The following is a 19,891-nucleotide window of genomic DNA, read 5'->3' on the forward strand; positions in this document are numbered from 1 at the left end:
GCTACGCGTCCCCGTCCCGCACCCGTTCGAACGTGCGCGCGATTCGGAGGAGTTCCGCGTCCTCGTAGGACCCGGCGACGAACTGGACGCCGACCGGGAGTGCGTCGCCGTCGTCGTCACCGTCGGGGACGGTCACCCCGGGGACGCCCGCGAGATCCATCGGGCGCGTGTTGTACGCGAGTGGCACGTCGAGGCTCTCCCCGCCGTCCGCGTCGTCGTACTCGTGGGGTCGCCACGCGCCCACCTCCGGCGCGACGACGGGCATCGTCGGCGAGACGAGGGCGTCACGGCCGTCGAGTGCGGCCTCGAACTCCGCCTTCAAGGTCGAACAGACGTTCCGCGCCCGGGTGTAGTGGCGGCCGTCGTACCGGTCCAGCAAGGCCGCGCCGACGAGGGCGCGTTCCTTCACCACGTCGCCGAACCCGACGCCCGCGGCGGACTGTCTCGCACTCGCCGCGTCGTACCGGGCGGTGTCGAACGGTCCCTGGCGTTCGAGGGGGAGGCCGTTCCGCCGGAGTGCGGCGGCGAACTCGACGTTCGTTATCGCGTTCCAGACGTAGACGGCGTCCTCGACGGTCGGCAGTCGGACCGATTCGACGGTCGCCCCCGCGGATTCGAGCGTCGCCACGGCGTCTCGGAAGCGTTCGCGCACCTCCTCGGAGACGTGGTCCGAGAGGAGTTCCTCGGGGACGCCGAGAGAGAGGTCGGCCGGGTCCGGCGCGTCGGTCAGTCCCGACGCGCACTCGCCGACCGGAATCTCCCTCGCTAGCGCCGAGGAGGGGTCCCGAGCGTCGTAGCCGCCGATCACGTCGAATCCGAGCGCCGCCGTCTCCACGTCCGGCGCGAGCGTTCCGACGTGGTCGAGCGTGTACGCCAGGTCCACGAACCCGTCGCGCGGAACCGCGCCCCACGAGGGTTTGAAGCCGACGACGCCGCAGAACGACGCCGGGATGCGGACCGACCCGCCGGTGTCGCTCCCGAGTGCGAGGTCCGCCGACCCCTCGGCGACGGCGGCGGCGCTTCCGGAGGAGGACCCGCCCGCGACTCGACTCCCGTCCGCCGGGTTGGTCACCGGCCCGAAGGCGCTGGTTTCGCTCGTCGGGCCGTAGGCGAGTTCGTCCATGTTGGTCTTGCCGACGATGCGCGCGGCCGCAGAGAGCAGTCGGTCGACGATACTCGCGTTCCGTCGGGGGACGACGCCCTCGAAGACGCGCGACCCGCAGGTCATCGGGACGCCCGCGACGGCGAGGTTGTCCTTCACGGCGACATCGACGCCGGAGAGAGGGCCGTCGGCGTCACCGTCGCCGCTCTCCATCGAGAACGCCGTGATGTAGGCGTTGTGGGGGTCCTCGTCCTCGCCGGGCGCGCGAACGTCGCGCACCGCGACCGACCCCGAGGCGTCCGTCGGCGCGAGTTCGTCGAGGGCGGCGTACCCGCCGAGTTCGTCGCTCACGCCGCGAGCGAAGCGTTCGGCGTCCGCCGCAGAGAGGTCGAACCCCATCGACTCGCCCGCCTCCGCAATCCACGCCGCCGAGACGGAAGAGAGGGGCATCGGCACTACCCGTCCCCCCGATAGCCGCCGGTCCGTCCGTCGTCGAGTCTCGTCATGCGTCCCCGAGTCACGGGAGAGGCCCGCATAATCGTTCGGGTGACGGGAGCGTCAGGCGGTCCGAACGGCGGGACTGCTAGCGGACGGAGGCACCACCGTCTGGCGATGAGAGAAATACGAGATAGCAAAACTGGCAAAGACAGGAGAAGAGTTTGGATACCAAAGGCGGAAAAGATAGTTTTGAGCCTTTGAGCGAGGAGAGGCGGCCACCGGGAGGAGGCTCTCCCTAGTTCTTTGGTACCAAACCACGTTCGAATATCGTATGCGCGCGACCGTTTCCGACGCGTCGGAGAAGGGAGGACGGGAGAGACGCCGCACCGAACCGAGCGAGGACCTCCGTCCTCGCGCCGCCGAAGGGGGGTTGGAGTGACGATGACGGGGGAATCGACCGACGGAGTGGACGAAGACGCCGGACGGGGCGAGTTGCATCCCGACGCTCAGGCGTTCCTCGAGGGGGTGGAGTCGAGGGGCCTCCCCTCGACGGCGAACCTCTCCGTCGAGTCCGAGCGCGAACAGTCGGCGATGCTCGTAGAACGGACGGAGGGACCCGACGTGGAGGAGGTGTTCGATATCTCGATTCCCGGGCCGGACGACCCGATTCCGCTTCGTATCTACCGACCGGCGGGCGACGACGGGCGGGGCGTCCTCGTCTACTTCCACGGCGGCGGGTGGGTGCTCGGCGGACTCGACAAGATGGACGCCGCCTGCCGCCACATGGCCGTCGAGTCCGGTCGGTTGGTCGTCTCGGTGAACTACCGACACGCGCCGGAACATCCGTTCCCGGCCGGACTGCGGGACTGCCGCGCCGCGACGCGGTGGGTGACGGAGAACGCCGACGCCATCGGCGGCGACGCGGAACGGGTAGCCGTCGGCGGCGATAGTTCGGGCGGCAACCTCGCGGCGGCCGTCGCGCTTTCGTTTCGGGACTTCGACGGCCCCGCCCTCGAACGACAGTTGCTGATATACCCCGCGACGGAACACGCCTTCGACACGCCGTCCCACGAGGAGAACGCGTCCGGGTACTACCTCGAACGCGCCGACAGCCGGTGGTTCTGGAACCACTACCTCGGCGACGAACTCGACGGCAAACACCCCTACGCCTCGCCGTTGCGGGCGCGGGACCTGTCGGGACTTCCGCCGGCGTCGGTTCTCACCTGCGGGTTCGACCCGATTCGGGACGAGGGAATCGCGTACGCGAGACGCCTCTCGGAGGCGGGCGTCCCGGTTCGGCACCACCACTACTCCGACCAGATACACGCCTTCGTCGGGATGTTCGTCGAACCGATGCGCCCGCACGCCGAGGAGGCCCTTGCGACCATGCTGAACGACCTCTCGGAGTGAGGCGGCGGGCAAATGAGGGACGAAGAGCGTCTTTGCGCCGTTGCGACGGCCTCTCCCGGCGGTTCGGCCGCCGAGGGGTCGTCCGACCGTCGTGCGAGGTGGTCGGACGTGGCACGCCGACGCGTCTCACCGCGCCGCGGAGAGTATCGCGTACGACGCACCCAGCAGAAATCCGGCCGCGTGGAGCGCAGTCGCCAGTCCCCCGGTCACGACGTCCCCGACGAACACCGCCGTCGCGTAGCACAGGAAGGCGAACGCGAGTCGGGAGTGACGGGGCGAAGCGCTTCCGGCGACGATCTCGCCCGCCACGTACCCGGTCAGGGCGAATCCGACCGTCGACGCGCCGTATCCGAACTTCGTCCGTCCGGTGACGAGAAACACCGCCGCCGTCACCGGGGGCGTGAGAACCACCAGACGGGCGTAGGCGGCACGAATCGCGTCCGCCGATTCGTTCAGGCTCAGAAAGCCGACGGCGACGGCGGCGAACAGGCCGAGGTTCTTCAACAGGTGAAGCGGCGGCCGTTGCGTCGGGTCGTGAAAGAGGACGTGCGCGAAGACGCCAACCGCGCGAACGGGGAGTTCTTCGAGCGACGAGGGGGGCGTCGACTGGAGCGCGAACAGTCGAAACCGAGCGATGGACGGTTGGACGACGAAGAACCAGACGGTGACGACGGCGGGGAACCACCCGACCGACGCGGCGTACTCCAGACGCGACCGAAGCGCATCCCGACCGAACCGCCCCCCGGAGAGTACGGAGTTCGGCGGTGAACGACCGACGCCCATGTGTCTGTCCCACCGTTCGAACAGCGGATAGATTGTAACGCAGACCATACCCCGCCGCGGCGAGGCGACGGGACGCCTAACGAGTGCATAAGCCACCGAAGCGCCGGAGACGACTCGGAGGGCACGGAAGGCGCGTACGCCGGTCGTACGGTCGCCTAGGCGGATAACGTCGGACTAATCGGCTCGTGACGGTGGGGCGGAGCGACTCCGGTGACGGTGCCTCGTTCGCGGCGAACGGCGCTACGTTCGGTGGAGATGTCGGTTGGACCGCGCGTCGTCCGGCGTCGGGTCCTGTTCCGGGTCGAGTCGTCGCTCGAAGTCGAGGAGGCGGCGGTGCGCGTTCTTCGCTCGTTCGTGCGCTTCGGTGTCGCCCTCGGCCCGCGTGACGAGTTCCTCGGACGGTGAGGTCGGCGACGGTGAACTCGCGGTTGAGGTTCAGTAGGCCGACGTAGTCGCGGAGTTCGAAGGTCGCGGTGCGACTGAGAGCGCGCTCGACGAGCGGCGTGAGGAGACTGTGAAACGTCTCGCTGCGCGAGAGCGTTACCAAAACGGCCGCCACGCCGAGCAGGATGAGCAGTCGGGGGAGCCGCGTCGGCGGGATTCCGGTTGTACGATCACATATGTTCGATCAATGTCCGAGCGTCCACGGGTACCCGCCGGTGCTCTCGACGACGCCGCCGCGGCCGTGGTCGTGGTCGTGGCCGGGTTCGTCGTCCTCCCCCGGCGAGGCGACGGCGACGGCGTCGTCCACGCGAACGAGCGTCGTCGCCGCCTCCGCGGCACCGAGGACGGACCGTCGCTTCACCGGCACGGGTTCGACGACGCCGCGGGACAGCGTGTTCGCCGGTTCGCCCGCCGCGAGGTCGAGTCCGGCGAACACTTCGCCGTCGTCGTGGCGGGCGTGCAGTTCCGCGAGTACGTCTATCGGGTCGAGGCCGGCGCTCTCGGCGAGAAGCCACGGCACGCGTTCCAGCGCGTCCGAGAACGCCTCGACGGCGAGTTGCTCCGTTCCCCGAACGCTCGGTGCGAACGCCGAGAGTTCCCGCGAGAGGCGTACCTCCGCGGCCCCGCCGCCGGGGAGTACTCCCCCCTCCTCGACCGCGGTCCGCAGAACGCCGAGGCAGTCGTCGAAGATGCCCGCGAGTTCGTCGAGGACGCGCGGCGTCCCGCCGCGGAGGAGGACGGAGACGTGACGCGACGCCGACTCGCCCTCGACTGCGACGAACTCGCGGTCGCCCGCCGACCGACGTTCGACGAGTTCGGCGCGGCCGGCGTCCGCCGGCGTCAACTCCTCGACGGCGGCGACGGGGGACGCGCCGGTGACGCGCGCGAGGGTCCGGAACTCGTCGGCCCGCGTGCGTTCGACGGCGAGAATCCCCGCCCGCGCGAGGGCGTCCCGCACCGGGTCGTCTATCGACTTCTGACAGAACACCGCGTCCGCGCCGACGCCCTCGATTCGCGCGCGGATGTCGTCGTATCGCTCCCGTTCGTACGCCTCGAACTCCCGGAGTTCCTCGGGGGTTTCGACGACCACTTCGCTCGCGCCGGAGAGCGTCTCGACGGTGAGTTGCCCGTCGACGAGAACGACCGTCGCGTCGGGAAACCGCGCCGGGAGAGTCGCCTCCCGCGAGGCGACGTCCGTCGAGGAGAGCTCTAAATCGACGAGGAGGCCGCCGCAGACGGTCGAATCGAACACCGACCCGCCGGGGGCCGTCTGTCTCGTGATTCGCTCGAAGTCGAGGGTGCGCCCCTCCCCGACCGCCGCCGCCGTCTCGACGGCGCGCCGGGCGAGACACTCCGCCGCCGACTCGTCCCACTTGCCCGTGACGACCGTTCGGGCCACGTCTTCGAGTCTCGCCGCGTCGTCCGGGTCGATATCGACCGCATACTCGTCGAGTGCGTCCGACGCGCGCGTCGCCGCCCGGTGGTACCCCGCCGCGACCGCCGCCGGCGGGACGCCGCGTTCGACGAGGTCCCCGGCGTTCGACAGTAACTCCCCCGCTAAAACGACAGCCGTCGTCGTCCCGTCGTTCACCCGGTCGTCCTGCCGACGCGCCGTTTCGACCAGAACCCGCGCCGCCGGGTGGTCGAGAGGGAGGTTCTCGAGCACCTTCGCCCCGTCGTTCGTGACGACGACGTGTCCGTCCGCGCCGACGAGCATCTTGTCGAGACCCTTCGGACCCAACGTGGACTCCACCACCGCGGCGACCCCCCGTCCGGCGGCGACGTTCGTCCGGCGAACGTCGCGGCCGTCGATGCGGCCGACCGGACCCCGCCCCTCGGAACCCAGTCGCGTGATATCTCGCTCCACCATCGAATCCTCCGTCGGTACGCCGTCGAGCGCAAAAAATCCCGTTCGCCGTCTCGGGGACTGTTCGGCCGTAAACGTGACAGTAACCGAACTGCTGTCCCGGCCGGCCCGTGCGGGCGACGACGCCGCCGTCCCGAAGACTTAGGGCCGAATCGAGCGTCGTGGTAACTTATGACAAAGGAGAGCGAAGCCCTCGCGTCCGCCGTCGAGGAGTTCCACGAGGAGGTTCCGCACCGGTATCAGGTGTCGCTGACGATGTCGATGGAGACGCGCGAACGGGTGAGCGAGATACGCGACGAACTGAACGACGCCGTCGAGGACCGGCGCGTGACGACGAACGACGCGATGCGAATCGCGTTGCTGGCGGCCTCGCGGTACCACGCGGTGGCCTCGGGCGACGTGTCCGAACCGGAGGCGGTGGACGAAGAGCAGTTGCTCCCGTTGGCGTCCGTGGTGCGTCGGGTCGTCGAGGAGGACGGACTCGGACCGGCGGCCTCGGAGGGGTGACGATATCGCGCTCACGGGTTTACCGCCAAAGAGAGGGGACAGCCGCGGTCGCTCACCCGAGTGGGTCGTCCGTGATGGGGACCTGTCCGAAGTCCTCGCCGTCGAACTCGCCGAGGGAGTCCGGACTGATGTCGAACTCGAACACGTCCTTCGGGATACCGAGCGTCGAACAGGCGTTCGGAATATCGACGACGCCGCTCTGTTTCCCTTCGATGGGTGCCGTCCCGAGAATCATGTACGCTTGCTCTCGCGTGTATCCGAACTTCGTGAGGTAACTGATGGCTTCGAGGGCGGCGCGGCGGTAGGCGACGTGGGAGTCGATGTACTTCTGTTCGCCGTCCTCCGTGACGGAGTAGCCCTCGAAGACGACGTAGTCGGAGAAGTTCGGCCCGCGGTGTCCCGGTTCGAAGATGGGGTGGTCGATGCCGAACTTCTCCATCCCGTCGTCCACCAACTCGAACTGCAGGTCCACGTACCCGGCCATCTCGATGGCGCCGCAGAACGTTATCTCGCCGTCGCCCTGCGAGGCGTGGATGTCGCCGATGCCGAACTTCCCGCCCTCGACGAAGACGGGGAAGTAGATGGTCGAACCGAGCGAGAGGTCCTTGATGTCGCAGTTACCGCCGTGTTCCCTCGGCGGGACCGTCCGCGCACCCTCCCGGGCGATTCGGTCCGCGGCGTCGCCCGTCGCCTCGCCGGGGAGGGCGCCGTCCTCGGTGGGCGGGTTCGCAACCGGCGGTTCGGACTCCCCCGTGGGGTGGTCGGGAATCGACTCGGGGTCCTCCCGGTGTCGGTCGATGAGTTCCTGTTCGCGCGTCGTCCACTCCTCTAACAGTTCCTCGGAGGGAGCCGTCCCGATGAGTCCGGGGTGTATCATCCCCTCGTAGCGGACGTTCGGGATGTGGCGCGACGAGACGTAGGTGCCGTCGATGTCCCAGATGGCCTTCGACGCGTCGGGGAAGTGGTCGGTGAGAAAGCCCCCGCCGTTCTGCTGGGAGAAGATGCCGGTGAACCCGTACTCCGAGCGTTCGTTCAGGGGGCCGATGTCCAGAAGCGTCACCTTCAGCAGGTCCCCCGGTTCCGCCCCCTCGACTTCGACCGGACCGCTCAGGTAGTGCACCTGATTCAGGTCCACGTCGCGGACTTCGTTCGCGTTGTCGTTATCCCGTATCTGGCCGCCCGTCCAGTCGAGACACTCCAAGCGGACCGTCTCGCCGGGTTCGGCCGTGACGACGGGTTCGATTTCCGGGTGCCAGCGGTTGAACGGGTTGGCTCCCGGCTGTTCGTCGGGCGGTTCGTCGGTGTCTACCTCGAAATGTACGTCGGGCATTGGTAACTATCCTCACGCACTACGGCCACAGACAGCAGATCTCGTATTAAAAATTTTCGCGGTTAACGACAAAGTAGAACTCGTTTGTCGGACGATAACTCGAAATCGTCCGTATGTATCCTCCGAAGTCCGGTATTAGTTTACTCTTGTCGGAGTGAACGCCCGGAGAGGATCGCCCGCGAGGACGGTGCGAGGGAGGAGTCCGACCGACGAACGCGAACGACGGGACGGGCGAAACGGCCGACGAGGGGTCGGCGGTTCGGCCGATACCGGAGACGGGTTACTGCCCGCCGTCGGTCGCTCGCTCCGCGACTTCGAAGAGGTCCTCGTACTCCGGGGGGAGTTGCGCTTTGACCTCCTCGAGTTCTCCCTCCGGAACCGTCTCGCTCACCACGTCGAGGACGGCCTGGGCGTGGTACGCCGCCTCCGACCGGTCTTCCCCCTCTCGTTCGACGACCCGGTCTACGAACTCGTCGTAGTCGAACTGCTGCCCGGACTCCGCTTCGAGGAGGAACCGGTCTATCTCCATCGGTAACGGTGCAGCGAGGTCGCTCGCCTCGCCCCCTTCGAGGCGTTCGCCGAGCGTCGTCAGGACCGCGCGCGTCGCTCGGGCCGCCTCGCCCGTAGAGCTCAGTTCGAGTTCGTTCTGCACCTGACCGAGAAAGCTGTCGTAGTCCATCGTGTTCACCCCCGTCCGAGCTAACGCCCGAGAATCAATAAACGCTGAGGCGAAACTCCGATATTCCGGTAGGATAGGTCGTCTCCGGTGATTTTCACTGCACCGAACGAACGGAGGATACACGGCCGTCCCGAGCCAACGTTCGGGCATGCGAGTCGCAGTCGCGGGGACGTTCGGACCCCTTCACGACGGCCACCGGGCGCTCCTGCGCGCGGCACTCGAACTCGGAGACGACGGCGTCGTGGTCGCACTCACGAGCGACGAACTCGCGGGCGCGGAGCGGACGCGGTCGGTTCCGCCGTACGACCGACGGGCCGACGACGTACGGGCGGAGATAGCCGACATGGACGAGTGGGGGCGCGACGTGAGCGTGCGACGACTCGCGGACGAACACGGGATAGCCACCGAGGACCCCTCCATCGACGCACTCGTCGTCTCCCCCGAGACGGTGCCCGAAGTCGAGACCATCAACGACGTTCGGCGGGAACGCGGGATGGACCCGATTCGGGCCGTCGTCGTCCCGTACGTCTACGCCGACGACGGTGAACGCATCTCCTCGACGCGCATCGTCCGCGGCGAGATAGACGAACACGGAAACGTCCGCAAGTGAGAACGCCGGTCGGCCGCCGGCCGGCGAACGGACTTGTGAGAGAGCGTCGATAACGGAGCTATGAGCGACGACCGGGGACGACGCCTCGGACTCGCGGCCGGGATTCTCGGTATCATCGTGTCGCTCCCGATAATCGCCCTCGGACTCGGAGGCGTCATCTGAGTAAGTGGGATCGAACCGGCGGATTCGCCCGCTGAAACGTCATCTCGCGGCGGTGGGGAGAAACTAGCGTTGTGTCAAGTACGATAGGGTTATCCGCTCATCTCTCCATTCTACAGGGGATTGACGGCTATGTCTCAAACCGCTGATAGTAGAGTCAAAACGTTGCTGGTGTTCGTCACGACCGTCGTCGTGGGGTTCGTCCTCTTCGTCGTCCCCAACCTCTTTTTCGGAATCACGTGGTACAACGGCGGTCTCACCGGCATCAATCTACTGCTGGTCGCACTCTTCCAGTTCACCACCGTCGGTGCGCTACTCTACGTGTCGCTGAACTATCTCGGGAAGGACTTCCGAGAGATAGGTCTCACCTCGCGGAACTTGAGACGAGACGGCGTACTGGGACTGTCGATAGGGTTAGGCTGGGCGGCACTGCAGATGGGGTGGATCATCCCGGCCACCGGCGGGGCAGAGAGGGCGGACGTAGCGCAGATGATCTCCGTGATGGACGGAACGACGGTCGTGGGTCTCCTCTCCTACGTGGCGTTGGGAGTAATCGGCGGCGGAATCACCGAGGAACTCTACAACAGAGGGTACTTCATCACCGTCCTCGGAGACACGTTCGAGAACCCGCGTATCGGGCTGTGGGTGGCCGCACTCCTATCGGTACTGTTCTTCAGCGTCGGCCACCTGCCGACGAACTCCGTAGAGTGGTTCGATATTTTAGTTCCCACTATCGCCTACACGCTGTTGTTCGTTTACACCGGCCGGTTAACCGCACCGATGGTAGCGCACGGAATTTACAATACGGCCAGCATCGTCCTGATATATCACTTTTACGTCGTGTGATTCGCACGTAGCCAGAGTACCGAATCGACCGGTTCTGGTTCAGAGACCACGAGGGTGCGGCAGAGATTGACAATCGTTTCGTCGGCGAGAGACCGCGCAGTAACTCCTTGTACGCGGTCGGACAGAGTGTTCTTCATGATAGATAACAACGGCCGAGAGAACGAACGAGACGAGGGGCGGCGACACTCCCGTCGAACGGTCCTGCGGAGCGTCGGTCTCCTCGGCGCACTCGCGGGAACGGGCGCTCTCGCCTCGACGCCGGCGCGGGCGACGGACGAGGACGGCGGCTTTCGGTCCGCGGACGGCGGGTCGCCGGGCCCCGGTCCGTCTCTCCTGTACGACGAACCGGTGACGGCGCCGCAGTTCGAGAACGAACCCCCGTGGAAGGCCGATTCGCTCCGCGTCGCCGGCACCGAGGCGTACGTCAAAGGGGAGTACCTCTATCAGGACTACGTCTACGACGACTACGGCGCCAACACGACGAACACGTCCGAACCGCCGCAACCGGCGCCGAACAGCGAGGACGCCTACGGGGAGAACGGGACGATGACGGGCGACGTCGTCTACCCGACCGACGAGGCGACCTACCGGCACAACGCGGCCGACTTGGTGGAGTTCCGCGCGACGCGCCACGAGGGGAAACTCCGGTATCGGTTCACCCTCAACACGATGGTGGAACCGGACGCCGCGGCGGTGGCTCTCGGCATCGACACCGGGGAGTCCGGCGGAACCGACGACTGGGGGTACGGAATCGGAACCCTCGGCGAACTCGGCCTGAATCACACGCTCGTGACGTGGGGGTCGGGCGCGGAACTCGACGGCGAGTCCGTCGAGTCGTCGGTTGACCTCGAACGGAACCAGATAGAGGTGACCGTCCCCCTCTCTCCGCCGAAGGACGCTACGTGGCGGCACTACCTCGTCGCGGGTCTCTGGGACGGGGAGAACGAGCGGTTCACTCCCGTCCGAGAACTGCCGGACTCGACGCATCCGGGCGGTGCCCACGGCGAGAACCCCCCGCCGGTGTTCAACGTCGGCTTCCGGTTCGACGAACCGGTCGGCGCGCCGAACGTGAATCGGGAGACCGGCGAGGTGGAGGAGACGACCGAACTCGGTTCGCGCGGCATCGGCTACGGCCACTGGCGCGACCACGCGCAGGCGAAGGCACTCGCCGAGCGAGACGTCTCGGAGTTGCACGCGGACGTCGAGTTCGGGAAACTCGACAGTCGCGTCACCGACTGCCGAATCCCCGACTCCGGCTTCCTCACCTGCCTGTACTCGTCGCGGTACGACCTCGGGTCGGGGGTGGACGCCGAGAACGACGTGTTGCTCGGCCGCATCCAACCGTACGGGCTGTACGTGCCGGAGAGTTACGACGGCGACCCGACGGCGTTGCACCTCCACCTCCACTCCCTCGGGTCGACGTACAGCGAGTACGCGGTCCTCAGTCCGAACCTCCTCCGCCAACTCGGCGAACAGCGCGATTCGTTGGTCCTGACGCCGGAAGGGCGCGGTCCGGCGGGATGGTACAACGACGAGGCCGAACTCGACGTGTTCGAGGCGTGGAACGACGCGGCCCACCGGTTCGCGGTCGACGAGGACCGCGTGACCGTCGGCGGATACTCCATGGGTGCGTTCGGGACGTTCCGCCTCGGCGGCCTCTATCCGGACCTGTTCGCCCGCGCGTTCGCCGTCGCCGGGGGCGCCTTCGAATCGGAGGCGTACGAGGCGAGCACCCCGAAGTACCTCGACGGATTCCGCAACCTCCCGGTGCGGATGTGGAACGGTTCGAACGACAAACTCGTCCCGGCGCCGGTCTACACGAGTACCGAACAGCGACTGCGCGAGTTGGAGTACCGTCACGAACTGGACGTCTTCCCCGGCTACGACCACTTCACGTTCGCGTTCCGCGACCAGTGGGGTCCGGCCCGCGACTTCCTCGGGACGTCGACGGTTCCAGAGTCTCCGGTTCGAGTCGTCTACCGTCCGATTCCCGCACAGGACGCCGAGCAGTTCGACCTCGTTCACGACGGCGCGTACTGGGTCTCCGGCGTCCGGGTGGCGGACGGCGCGGCCGACGGGCGAGTCGACGTTCGCTCGCACGCGTTCGGCGAGGCGCCGCCGGTCGCGGTGAACTACGAACGCGAAGGGACGGAACCGGCGCCGCACACGAAGCACGGGACGGAGTGGACGGAACCGACGTCGGACCCGCCGAAGCGAAACGCGCTCTCGGCCGTCCTCGAACGGGTGAGCGAAGCCACCGTCTGGGTCGAAGAAGCGGGACTCGACCCGGCAGACCCGATAACGCTGACCGTCGATTCGACCGACGCCGCGGCGGTCACGCTCGCGACGGAGCAGAAAGAGGAGACGGTCGAAGTCCCCTCCGGTCACACCGAGACGACGGTGACGTTGTAGCGCCGGGCGGGGGCTACGACCGCCCGTTGGTTCCCCAAGTCGGCTGTGAGAACCAACGGGGACGCCGCTTATGTCGCCGCCGCGCCTACGTCACACGATAGCACAGATGTTCCGAGACAGAGCGGATGCCGGCCGGCAACTGGCGGAGGAACTCACAGAGCGCGGGGTCGAGGCGGACGTCGTTCTCGCGGTTCCGCGAGGCGGACTGCCGATAGGGCGACCCATCGCGAATAGACTCGGCGTCCCACTCGACATCATCGTCGCGAAGAAGATCGGCGCCCCGAACAACCCCGAGTACGCCGTCGGGGCCGTCTCCAGTCAGGGCCACTTCTGGGTGAACGACGACGCCGTCGGGCCGGGCGGCGTGGACAGGGAGTACGTCGAATCCGAACGCGAGAGCGTCGAACGCGCCTCGCGCGAGAAAGCCGACCGGTACCGCGGCGACCGGCCGACGCCCGAGTTGCGCGAGAAGACGGTGGTGATAGCCGACGACGGCGTCGCGACGGGCGGCACCGCGACGGCCTGCGTCAGGACCGTCCGCGAGGCGGGCGCGCGACGAGTCGTCCTCGCCGTCCCCGTCGGGTCGCCGCGGACCATCGACGAACTCGAAGCGGAGGCCGACGAGGTGGTCTGTCTGGAGACGCCGTCGAACTTCCGCGCCGTCGGGCAGTTCTACGACCGGTTCGGACAGGTGTCCGACGAGGAGGCGATGACGTACCTCGAACGCGACTCCTGACCGGCGTCACTTCACCGCGTGGAGGACGGACGGACCATCTCCGTCGAGTACCTCGACGCGTCCGAACCCGGCGGCCGAGAACGCGCGTTCGAGCGATTCCGGGTCGTGGAATCGTCCCTCGAACACCGTCCCCATGCGCGCCTCCGTCCCCCGTTTCTCGTCGGTGATGACGAACAGGTGCGTGGTCGTGTAGTGACCCTGCTCGGAGGTGAGCGCACACACGGAGCGCCGTTCGACGGCGTACCGGTCGGACTCGACGGTTTGGAGGTTCGTACTCCCGTTCTCGACGTCGTCCGAGAGCGGTTGGAAGAAGGTGGCGAACGCGCCCCCGTCTCGAAGGCTCTCGTGGGCGTTCTCGGCGAACGATTCGAGATTCCGGTCGTCGGTCAGGTGGAGTAGACCGCCCATCAGAACCGCGACGTCGAACACCCGGCCCTCGTCGGCGGCGGACCACGCCGTGAAGTCCGCCCGTCGAAGCGTCGCCGTCTCGACTTTCTCCTCGGCACGTTCGAGCATCGACTCGTTCGAATCGACGCCGAACACCTCGTCGTACTCGCCTTCGATGCGCGCGAGGAGGGGTCCGGTTCCGCACCCGAACTCGAGAACGCGGGCGGTCTCCTCGGGGCTAAATCGCTCCAGTAAGCCGACCTGCGCCTCCCGGTCGAGAACCCGCGAGTGATAGAAGTCGTACAGTTCAGGGTACTCGTAGAAACTCCGCCGGCGGTGCGGGTTCTCGTTCACGTCGTCGATGACCGCGGACAGATTCATCCGTGCGGTGAACCGACCGCCGGAGACGACGTAAGCGTTCTTCGGGTGTGCGAACGACCCACATGTTTTTGCAGCTCTCCGTCGGGGGACGGCATCACTCCGCCCGCGTTCGCGTCTCGGCCGTCTCGACGTAATGCTCGTTGAACAGTTGGACGAGTCGCTTGAACAGGCCGATGACTATCGGGCCGTAGAACAGGCCCATCACGCCGAAGGCGTACACGCCGCCGAAGACGCCCACGAGGATGACCGCGGAGTGGAGCGACGACCCCCTATCGACGACGTACGCCCGGAGATAGTCGTCGACGAGGGCGACGGCGGTGAGCCCGTAAGCGACCAAGAACCCCGCCGCGAGGAGACGCCCGTCGAGGAACAGATAGAGGGCGGCGGGCCCCAGAACCGCGGCGACGCCGACGATGGGGAGGAGAGCGAGGAACATCATCACCGCCGTCCAGAAGAGGACGTTCGAGATGCCGACGACGAACAGGCCCGCGCCCGCTACGATTCCCTGCACGACGGCGACCAGGACGTGCCCCTTCAGCACGGCCCACGTGGTGACGTACGCCTCGTCGGTGAGTTCCTCGGTTATCTCCGCTTCCAGCGGCAGCATCCGTTTTATCCACGCGACGAGTCGGTCGCCGTCCTTGAGCAGGTAGTACAGCGAGAAGACGAGGAGGAGGAGGCCGATGAACACGTCCGTCGTCGCGCTGACGATGTTCGAGATGTCGCCGACGAGGAGTTGCGCGACGCGGCGGGGCGCGTTCGCCAAGAACGATTGAAGCGGTAGTTCGACGCCGAGAGCGCTCTCTAACTGCCGCTGAAACTGTCCGCGCGCGAGTTCGTTCTCTATCGTCTGCGTGACTCGCGAGGGGTCGGTCGGTACCGCCATCACCATCACGGCCACCGAGAGGGCCGTCGCGCTTAGCGCGCCGGCGACGAGAGCGAACGCCGATAACTGATCGCCGAGGCGGGGTTCGAGTCGCCGTTGAAGCGGGTACAGAACGAACGCCAAGAGGATAACCCCGAGGAGATACGACAGGAACGGTTTGATTATCGCGGCGACGAGAAGCGCGAAGAAGGCGAGCAAGATAGCGAAGAAGACGCTCCGTGCGTCGATGTCGGAGCGAATCACGATCCCGACCTCCGAGTTCGTCTCCGTCTGAGTCCCGTCCGGTCGGGGGTTCGTCTCCGTCCGAGTCTCGTCCGGTCGGGAGTCCGCGAACTGTCGGGCCGTTGACCCGGACCGGGCGTTCTCGGGCGGGCGATGGGCGATGGAAACGGCGTCGGACCTCCCTTTCCCCGTCGTCGGACGCAGAAGTGACGGTCAGCGGTCAGGTGCACGCCTGGTAAATCGACCCCCTCCGCAAAGTCTTTTGAGCCTTCGTAGGGGGGTGGTTCGCGGGGCGGTGGAACTTCGCGGAGGGAGGGTTTCGTGGGGGAGTCGGAACAGTGTGACCGCTTCGGTCGTCCAGATTCCGACCGCTATTCCGACGACTTATAAATATTCGAGACGTACACGGAAGCATGCATTATAGCGGGAGGTACGTTCAGTCGGAGCACCAACTGACGCTCCTCCTCGTCGCCGTCCTCGTCGGAGTTGGAGCGTACGTCCCGATAGACCGGGGGTCGGTTCCGACGGACGTCCTCGAGATACTGCTCCCCGTCGGCGTTTCGGTCGGACTCCTGGTACTCACGCTCTACGTCCGCCGCCAACGCTTCGAGTCCGAGCAGATAGACCACATCGTCAAACTGGGATGGGTCGGGGCACTCGCCGCCGGGGCTATCGGCGGGTGGTGGGTCGTCCTCCACCGGGTCCGCGAACTGCCGGTCTGGCAGTTGAACGACCAACTCGTCACCGTTTGGAGTCTCGGTATCGGCGGGGGTATCCTCGTCGGGATGTACACCGTCCGCCCGCGAACGTTCGAACGAGACGCCGACCGCGAACGCGTCCTCGCGGAGACGACGTGGACGAACAGAACGGGGCCGGACCCCATCGTAGAGACGATAGTCGAGACGATAGCCGAGATAGAAGCGGTGGACCCACTGGAGATAGGCCCCCTATACGACCACATCGACCCGGACATCGTCGCCGACCTCAGGAGTCAGAACGACTCGCAGTGGCAGTTGCTGTTCTATACCGACGACTACGAGATTCGAGTCAACAGTCAGGGGACGGTCACGATATACCATACCGACGTTCGGGACGACGAACCCGTGATAACCGCCGCGTCCGACGTGCTTTCGGACGGCCGAAGGTAGGACTCTCGGCCGAACGGGAGCTATCGAGCGTCGGCCGCCACAGACACACCACTATTACACGTGAAGCGCGCTCGGTCGCCGGCAGGGCGTCGGACACCACCGATTCAAGTGAAATGCGCGGCGGCACACACACCCCACCGTTGCAAGTGATCGAGGCCGAGGCGGTGGGGAGGGGGGTGTTCAGTTGCCTCTCGAAGCGGTGATCGAAGGTCAATCGACCCGGCGAACCGGGACACAGACACACCACTTTTGCAAGTGAAGGTTCGAACGAGGGGGTTGATCGGTTCGCGACCGGAGTTGAGAACTGCCGTCTCCCTCCCGGACAGACACCACTGTTGCGAGTGAAAACAGACTAGTCAGGCCCAATCACGAGGAAATAACGGAATACCCCATCCAAATAATATCAGCGCTTCAGATGAAACAGTGGTGTGTTGTTCTTCTAGAGTACCCTCTCACACTAGCTTCACTTGCAACAGTGGAGTGTGTGTGTCTTCACTTGCATCAGATGAATCAGTTGTAACCGTGGTTTTAAGTGGGTACACTGTAAGGTGCGAAGCACGATGCGCCGCTTCGAGCGGAAACAGAACATCTTCCACAACAAGGACGCCTTGGGGGAGTCCTACCGACCGGAGCGGATTCAGGAACGGGACGAGGAGATCGAGGAGTACATGGACGCGCTCCAACCCGTCGTCGACGGGTGGGAACCGAACAACGTCTTCCTCTACGGCAACACCGGCGTCGGAAAGACGGCGGTGACCGAGTACCTGCTCAAAGTACTGCGAGAGGACGTCGAACAGTACGACGACGTGGACCTGCACGTCCTCTCTCTGAACTGCAAGACGCTCAACTCCTCCTATCAGGTGGCCATCGAGTTGGTCAACGAACTCCGTCCGGCGGGCGGCGAAATCAGTTCGACCGGATACCCCCAACAGACCGTCTTCAAGAAGCTCTACAAGGAACTCGACGAGTTGGGCGGCACGATACTCGTCGTCCTCGACGAGATTGACTCCATCGGAGAGCGGGACGAACTGCTGTACGAACTCCCTCGCGCCCGGTCGAACGGGAAACTGGAGCACGCGAAAGTCGGTATCGTCGGCATCTCGAACGACTTCAAGTTCAGAGACAGACTCGACCCCCGCGCGCAGGACACCCTCTGCGAACGCGAACTCCACTTCCCGCCGTACGACGCGCCGGAGTTGCAGAACATCCTCGAATCCCGTGCTAGCGTGGCACTCTCGGAGGGTGCCTACGAGGAGGGCGCGTTGAACCTGTGTGCGGCGCTGGCGGCGAGAGACAGCGGAAGTGCGAGACAGGCGCTCGACTTGCTCCGGTTAGCCGGCGAGTACGCGGAGAACCGCGACGACGAGTGCATCACCCGTACCCACGTCGAAACCGCCCGGGAGAAACTGGAGCAGGAACGCGTCGTCGAGGGGATGCGCGAACTCACCGTGAACGGCCACTACGCCCTGTTGGCCGTCGTCTCGAAGGCCGCCCAGCGAGAGACGCCCTGCCGGATGCGCGACGTGTACGACGAGTACGTGAGCCTCTGTGAGAAAGCCGACATCGAACCCCTCGCACAGCGGTCGATTCACAACCACCTCTCGGACCTGCGGATGCTCGGCATCCTCTCCGCCGAGGAGAACCGCACGGGCTCTCGGGGGAACTACTACAGTTACGCGCTCGACGTTCCGTTCTCCAGCGCGATGACCGCGCTTACCGACGTCCTCTCGCTGGAATCCGTCCTCGAAGACATCCGCACGACCGCTCGACGGTACGACATCGTCTGACCGGCATCTCCGCTCTGTCGCCGACTCGACGCCTCTCCGGCGGGTCCCCACTCCACTCTTTCAAGTGAAGGGGTCTCGGCTCGAATTCACTTGCGGAAGTGGTGTGTCCCTCGGATGCATCTTCGGGAGATGGAGTTCTCTCCGATATCGAGCCTATCTGGGAGACTACCAAGTGTTCTCTGCTGATTTACCAGTTCGAGGTGATTTTATCGCGGGCTCAGCGGACAGAGTCAGCGAACCCGTAATTTCGTATAATATGGGAGTGAAAATAAGAAAAGATCTTTGTGTCTATCACGTGTCATCATTCGTAGGATGCTCACTTAGCGGAAGGCCGCCTCACGTGAGGAAGAACAGACCGTCCTCACGTGTCGAAGGCCACTAACAGAGACGGAGATATCTCGACGCAAATCCGTCTGGCAGCACAGCGATGCAGCGTCAATAGCATACCTGCACAGCAACTGCCACGAGGAACTACGAAATCGAGACACGGATCGCTACTTCTGTTCCTCAGCCGCCGGAGTAACGCGTCCAGGCTCTGGACTACCTTCTGAGCCACGGCACTACCGTTCGCGGCTCCGGCGTGCCCGCGATAGTCGTTTTTCACCGCAACTCGCCTTCTCAGAGCATCCTGGAGCTAGCACTAACGGCAGACTTCACCCGAAGTCAAGAGTCGATATGAACAGACGCGTACCGACGACCGATCCAGCAGTACAGCAGACCACCCAAACGACCGGCCGGGGCGTCCTCGACGCCCAGCGTATCCAGTACGGAGCGAACCGATGATGAACGACGACACAGTTGACGAAGACATCGCGGCAGCTCTCACCAGTGCGTTCCCTGAGCGAGAGATCGAGGAAGTGCTTCCTGCGGGGCCGTCGTGGAACGACCTGAACGAGACAGTTCGTGTCGAGTTCGCCGACGGCCAATCGGCGTTTCTAAAGATCGCCGCCGATGAAGACGGGTCTCGGATCACTCGGGAATGTGCCGTTATCGACTACGTCGATACATACTGTAACGTGGTCGTGCCAACGGTGATTGCGAGCGAGGCTGCCAGTGAACCCCCGTATCTCGTTACAGCGCCGATGCGCGAGCGGAGTCTCGCATCTCAATGGGCAGAGTTGAGGAGGACGGAACGAACGGCCGCCCTCCGACAAGTTGGGTGTGCCCTCGCGGACGTGAACTCGCAAGAGTTCGATCACCATGGGCACATCGTGGATGGTGATTCGGACGGGTTGGTCCTGGACACCGGTTCGTGGACCACCATCCTCGTTGATCGAATCGAGATGATGCGGGAACTAGCATCGTCAGATCGCTTCGAGCAGTACTACGACGAGGTGATCGAGGGTGTCAAAGCAAATCGTGAGCGCCTCGATCTCGCACCTGCGACTCTCGCCCACGGCGATCCGGCCATGCCAAACATCTTTCGGAGCGAAACGACGCTCGGCTTCGTCGATTGGGAACGTGCGCACATCGGCGACCCTGCCAAGGAGCTCCACAGAGCGCAGAACCAGTTACTCGAATCGAGGAATCTTGACGAGGACGAACAGCTCGTGGCTGCACTCCACGACGGCTACCGCCAACGCGCAGGGTCCTTACCGACCGGCCTAGACGATCGTGCGCCAATCTACGATGCAGTCCGACTCCTTGGGACGGCTGGATTCTTCGACAAAGTCGTCGAGTTCTCCGACGAGTCGCCCGAAGAAGTTGCGACCTGGATCGAAGCAGAGATGACCGAACGCCTTAGCGCCATTCGATAA

At 65.3% G+C, this 19,891-nt stretch carries 17 protein-coding genes; 10 read left to right on the top strand and 7 right to left on the bottom strand.

Annotated elements, in window-relative coordinates; all coding sequences use genetic code 11:
• Nucleotide 1 precedes the first annotated feature (1 nt).
• Complete coding sequence (locus BLS11_RS15555; protein ID WP_245698982.1) at nucleotides 2-1,552, bottom strand: amidase; 1,551 nt, start codon at nucleotides 1,550-1,552, stop codon at nucleotides 2-4.
• 429 nt (nucleotides 1,553-1,981) lie between these two features.
• Here BLS11_RS15555 and BLS11_RS15560 point away from each other — a divergent pair, with 429 nt between their 5' ends.
• Complete coding sequence (locus BLS11_RS15560; protein ID WP_092538705.1) at nucleotides 1,982-2,950, top strand: alpha/beta hydrolase; 969 nt, start codon at nucleotides 1,982-1,984, stop codon at nucleotides 2,948-2,950.
• A gap of 126 nt (nucleotides 2,951-3,076) precedes the next feature.
• Here BLS11_RS15560 and BLS11_RS15565 read toward each other — a convergent pair whose 3' ends face one another.
• Nucleotides 3,077-3,781: a hypothetical protein gene (locus BLS11_RS15565; protein WP_139172807.1), complete on the bottom strand. Its 705-nt coding sequence runs from the start codon at nucleotides 3,779-3,781 to the stop codon at nucleotides 3,077-3,079.
• 207 nt (nucleotides 3,782-3,988) lie between these two features.
• On the opposite strand from BLS11_RS15565, the gene BLS11_RS19515 reads away from it, so the two are divergent.
• Nucleotides 3,989-4,138 carry a hypothetical protein gene (locus BLS11_RS19515; RefSeq protein WP_175454472.1) on the top strand — a complete coding sequence of 50 codons (150 nt, stop codon included), beginning with the start codon at nucleotides 3,989-3,991 and terminating at the stop codon, nucleotides 4,136-4,138.
• 223 nt (nucleotides 4,139-4,361) lie between these two features.
• Here the strand turns inward: BLS11_RS19515 and thsA are convergent, their stop codons facing one another.
• Nucleotides 4,362-6,047: a thermosome subunit alpha gene (gene thsA / locus BLS11_RS15570; protein WP_092538707.1), complete on the bottom strand. Its 1,686-nt coding sequence runs from the start codon at nucleotides 6,045-6,047 to the stop codon at nucleotides 4,362-4,364.
• Between the two features lie 168 nt (nucleotides 6,048-6,215).
• Between thsA and BLS11_RS15575 the strand changes: the two genes are divergently transcribed.
• Nucleotides 6,216-6,551 (top strand): hypothetical protein, encoded by a 336-nt coding sequence (locus BLS11_RS15575; RefSeq protein ID WP_092538708.1) that lies wholly within the window; start codon nucleotides 6,216-6,218, stop codon nucleotides 6,549-6,551.
• A 52-nt stretch (nucleotides 6,552-6,603) separates the two neighbouring features.
• Here BLS11_RS15575 and fmdA read toward each other — a convergent pair whose 3' ends face one another.
• Together fmdA and BLS11_RS15585 are read right to left on the bottom strand one after the other, a co-directional pair.
• Nucleotides 6,604-7,881, bottom strand: a complete 1,278-nt coding sequence (gene fmdA / locus BLS11_RS15580) for a formamidase (RefSeq protein WP_092538709.1) — start codon at nucleotides 7,879-7,881, stop codon at nucleotides 6,604-6,606.
• Nucleotides 7,882-8,161: 280 nt separating this feature from the next.
• Nucleotides 8,162-8,560 (bottom strand): DUF2267 domain-containing protein, encoded by a 399-nt coding sequence (locus BLS11_RS15585; protein WP_092538880.1) that lies wholly within the window; start codon nucleotides 8,558-8,560, stop codon nucleotides 8,162-8,164.
• 148 nt (nucleotides 8,561-8,708) lie between these two features.
• On the opposite strand from BLS11_RS15585, the gene BLS11_RS15590 reads away from it, so the two are divergent.
• The 4 genes from BLS11_RS15590 to BLS11_RS15605 all read left to right on the top strand — a co-directional run bounded on the left by BLS11_RS15590 (nucleotide 8,709) and on the right by BLS11_RS15605 (nucleotide 13,323).
• Nucleotides 8,709-9,170, top strand: coding sequence for a phosphopantetheine adenylyltransferase (locus tag BLS11_RS15590; protein ID WP_092538710.1), 462 nt, complete (start codon nucleotides 8,709-8,711; stop codon nucleotides 9,168-9,170).
• A 291-nt stretch (nucleotides 9,171-9,461) separates the two neighbouring features.
• Entirely contained in the window at nucleotides 9,462-10,175 is a 714-nt protein-coding gene (locus tag BLS11_RS15595) for a CPBP family intramembrane glutamic endopeptidase (RefSeq protein WP_092538711.1), read from the top strand.
• Nucleotides 10,176-10,310: 135 nt separating this feature from the next.
• Nucleotides 10,311-12,587, top strand: a complete 2,277-nt coding sequence (locus tag BLS11_RS15600) for a dienelactone hydrolase family protein (protein ID WP_092538712.1) — start codon at nucleotides 10,311-10,313, stop codon at nucleotides 12,585-12,587.
• A 106-nt stretch (nucleotides 12,588-12,693) separates the two neighbouring features.
• Nucleotides 12,694-13,323: a phosphoribosyltransferase gene (locus tag BLS11_RS15605; RefSeq protein WP_092538713.1), complete on the top strand. Its 630-nt coding sequence runs from the start codon at nucleotides 12,694-12,696 to the stop codon at nucleotides 13,321-13,323.
• A 6-nt stretch (nucleotides 13,324-13,329) separates the two neighbouring features.
• Here BLS11_RS15605 and BLS11_RS15610 read toward each other — a convergent pair whose 3' ends face one another.
• The gene (locus tag BLS11_RS15610; protein WP_092538714.1) at nucleotides 13,330-14,091 is read right to left on the bottom strand and encodes a class I SAM-dependent DNA methyltransferase; all 762 of its coding nucleotides are present in this window, start codon (nucleotides 14,089-14,091) and stop codon (nucleotides 13,330-13,332) included.
• 94 nt (nucleotides 14,092-14,185) lie between these two features.
• Complete coding sequence (locus BLS11_RS15615) at nucleotides 14,186-15,220, bottom strand: AI-2E family transporter (RefSeq protein ID WP_175454473.1); 1,035 nt, start codon at nucleotides 15,218-15,220, stop codon at nucleotides 14,186-14,188.
• A 392-nt stretch (nucleotides 15,221-15,612) separates the two neighbouring features.
• Here BLS11_RS15615 and BLS11_RS15620 point away from each other — a divergent pair, with 392 nt between their 5' ends.
• From BLS11_RS15620 to BLS11_RS15630, 3 genes are all read left to right on the top strand, one after another.
• Nucleotides 15,613-16,347: a HalOD1 output domain-containing protein gene (locus BLS11_RS15620; RefSeq protein ID WP_092538716.1), complete on the top strand. Its 735-nt coding sequence runs from the start codon at nucleotides 15,613-15,615 to the stop codon at nucleotides 16,345-16,347.
• A 560-nt stretch (nucleotides 16,348-16,907) separates the two neighbouring features.
• Nucleotides 16,908-18,134, top strand: coding sequence for an orc1/cdc6 family replication initiation protein (locus BLS11_RS15625; protein WP_092538717.1), 1,227 nt, complete (start codon nucleotides 16,908-16,910; stop codon nucleotides 18,132-18,134).
• A gap of 782 nt (nucleotides 18,135-18,916) precedes the next feature.
• Nucleotides 18,917-19,891: a phosphotransferase family protein gene (locus tag BLS11_RS15630; protein WP_092538881.1), complete on the top strand. Its 975-nt coding sequence runs from the start codon at nucleotides 18,917-18,919 to the stop codon at nucleotides 19,889-19,891.

It is taken from the genome of Halopelagius longus (genome assembly GCF_900100875.1).
Lineage (GTDB): Archaea > Halobacteriota > Halobacteria > Halobacteriales > Haloferacaceae > Halopelagius > Halopelagius longus.

Excerpts from the sequence above, each read along its gene's own strand:
- BLS11_RS19515 (WP_175454472.1), top strand. The coding sequence starts at position 3,989 with ATGTCGGTTGGACCGCGCGTCGTCCGGCGTCGGGTCCTGTTCCGGGTC.
- thsA (WP_092538707.1), bottom strand. The coding sequence starts at position 6,047 with ATGGTGGAGCGAGATATCACGCGACTGGGTTCCGAGGGGCGGGGTCCG.
- BLS11_RS15630 (WP_092538881.1), top strand. The coding sequence starts at position 18,917 with ATGAACGACGACACAGTTGACGAAGACATCGCGGCAGCTCTCACCAGT.
- BLS11_RS15605 (WP_092538713.1), top strand. The coding sequence starts at position 12,694 with ATGTTCCGAGACAGAGCGGATGCCGGCCGGCAACTGGCGGAGGAACTC.
- BLS11_RS15620 (WP_092538716.1), top strand. The coding sequence starts at position 15,613 with ATGCATTATAGCGGGAGGTACGTTCAGTCGGAGCACCAACTGACGCTC.
- BLS11_RS15575 (WP_092538708.1), top strand. The coding sequence starts at position 6,216 with ATGACAAAGGAGAGCGAAGCCCTCGCGTCCGCCGTCGAGGAGTTCCAC.
- BLS11_RS15555 (WP_245698982.1), bottom strand. The coding sequence starts at position 1,552 with ATGCCCCTCTCTTCCGTCTCGGCGGCGTGGATTGCGGAGGCGGGCGAG.
- BLS11_RS15560 (WP_092538705.1), top strand. The coding sequence starts at position 1,982 with ATGACGGGGGAATCGACCGACGGAGTGGACGAAGACGCCGGACGGGGC.
- BLS11_RS15625 (WP_092538717.1), top strand. The coding sequence starts at position 16,908 with ATGCGCCGCTTCGAGCGGAAACAGAACATCTTCCACAACAAGGACGCC.
- BLS11_RS15595 (WP_092538711.1), top strand. The coding sequence starts at position 9,462 with ATGTCTCAAACCGCTGATAGTAGAGTCAAAACGTTGCTGGTGTTCGTC.
- BLS11_RS15590 (WP_092538710.1), top strand. The coding sequence starts at position 8,709 with ATGCGAGTCGCAGTCGCGGGGACGTTCGGACCCCTTCACGACGGCCAC.
- BLS11_RS15610 (WP_092538714.1), bottom strand. The coding sequence starts at position 14,091 with ATGAATCTGTCCGCGGTCATCGACGACGTGAACGAGAACCCGCACCGC.
- fmdA (WP_092538709.1), bottom strand. The coding sequence starts at position 7,881 with ATGCCCGACGTACATTTCGAGGTAGACACCGACGAACCGCCCGACGAA.
- BLS11_RS15600 (WP_092538712.1), top strand. The coding sequence starts at position 10,311 with ATGATAGATAACAACGGCCGAGAGAACGAACGAGACGAGGGGCGGCGA.
- BLS11_RS15585 (WP_092538880.1), bottom strand. The coding sequence starts at position 8,560 with ATGGACTACGACAGCTTTCTCGGTCAGGTGCAGAACGAACTCGAACTG.
- BLS11_RS15565 (WP_139172807.1), bottom strand. The coding sequence starts at position 3,781 with ATGGTCTGCGTTACAATCTATCCGCTGTTCGAACGGTGGGACAGACAC.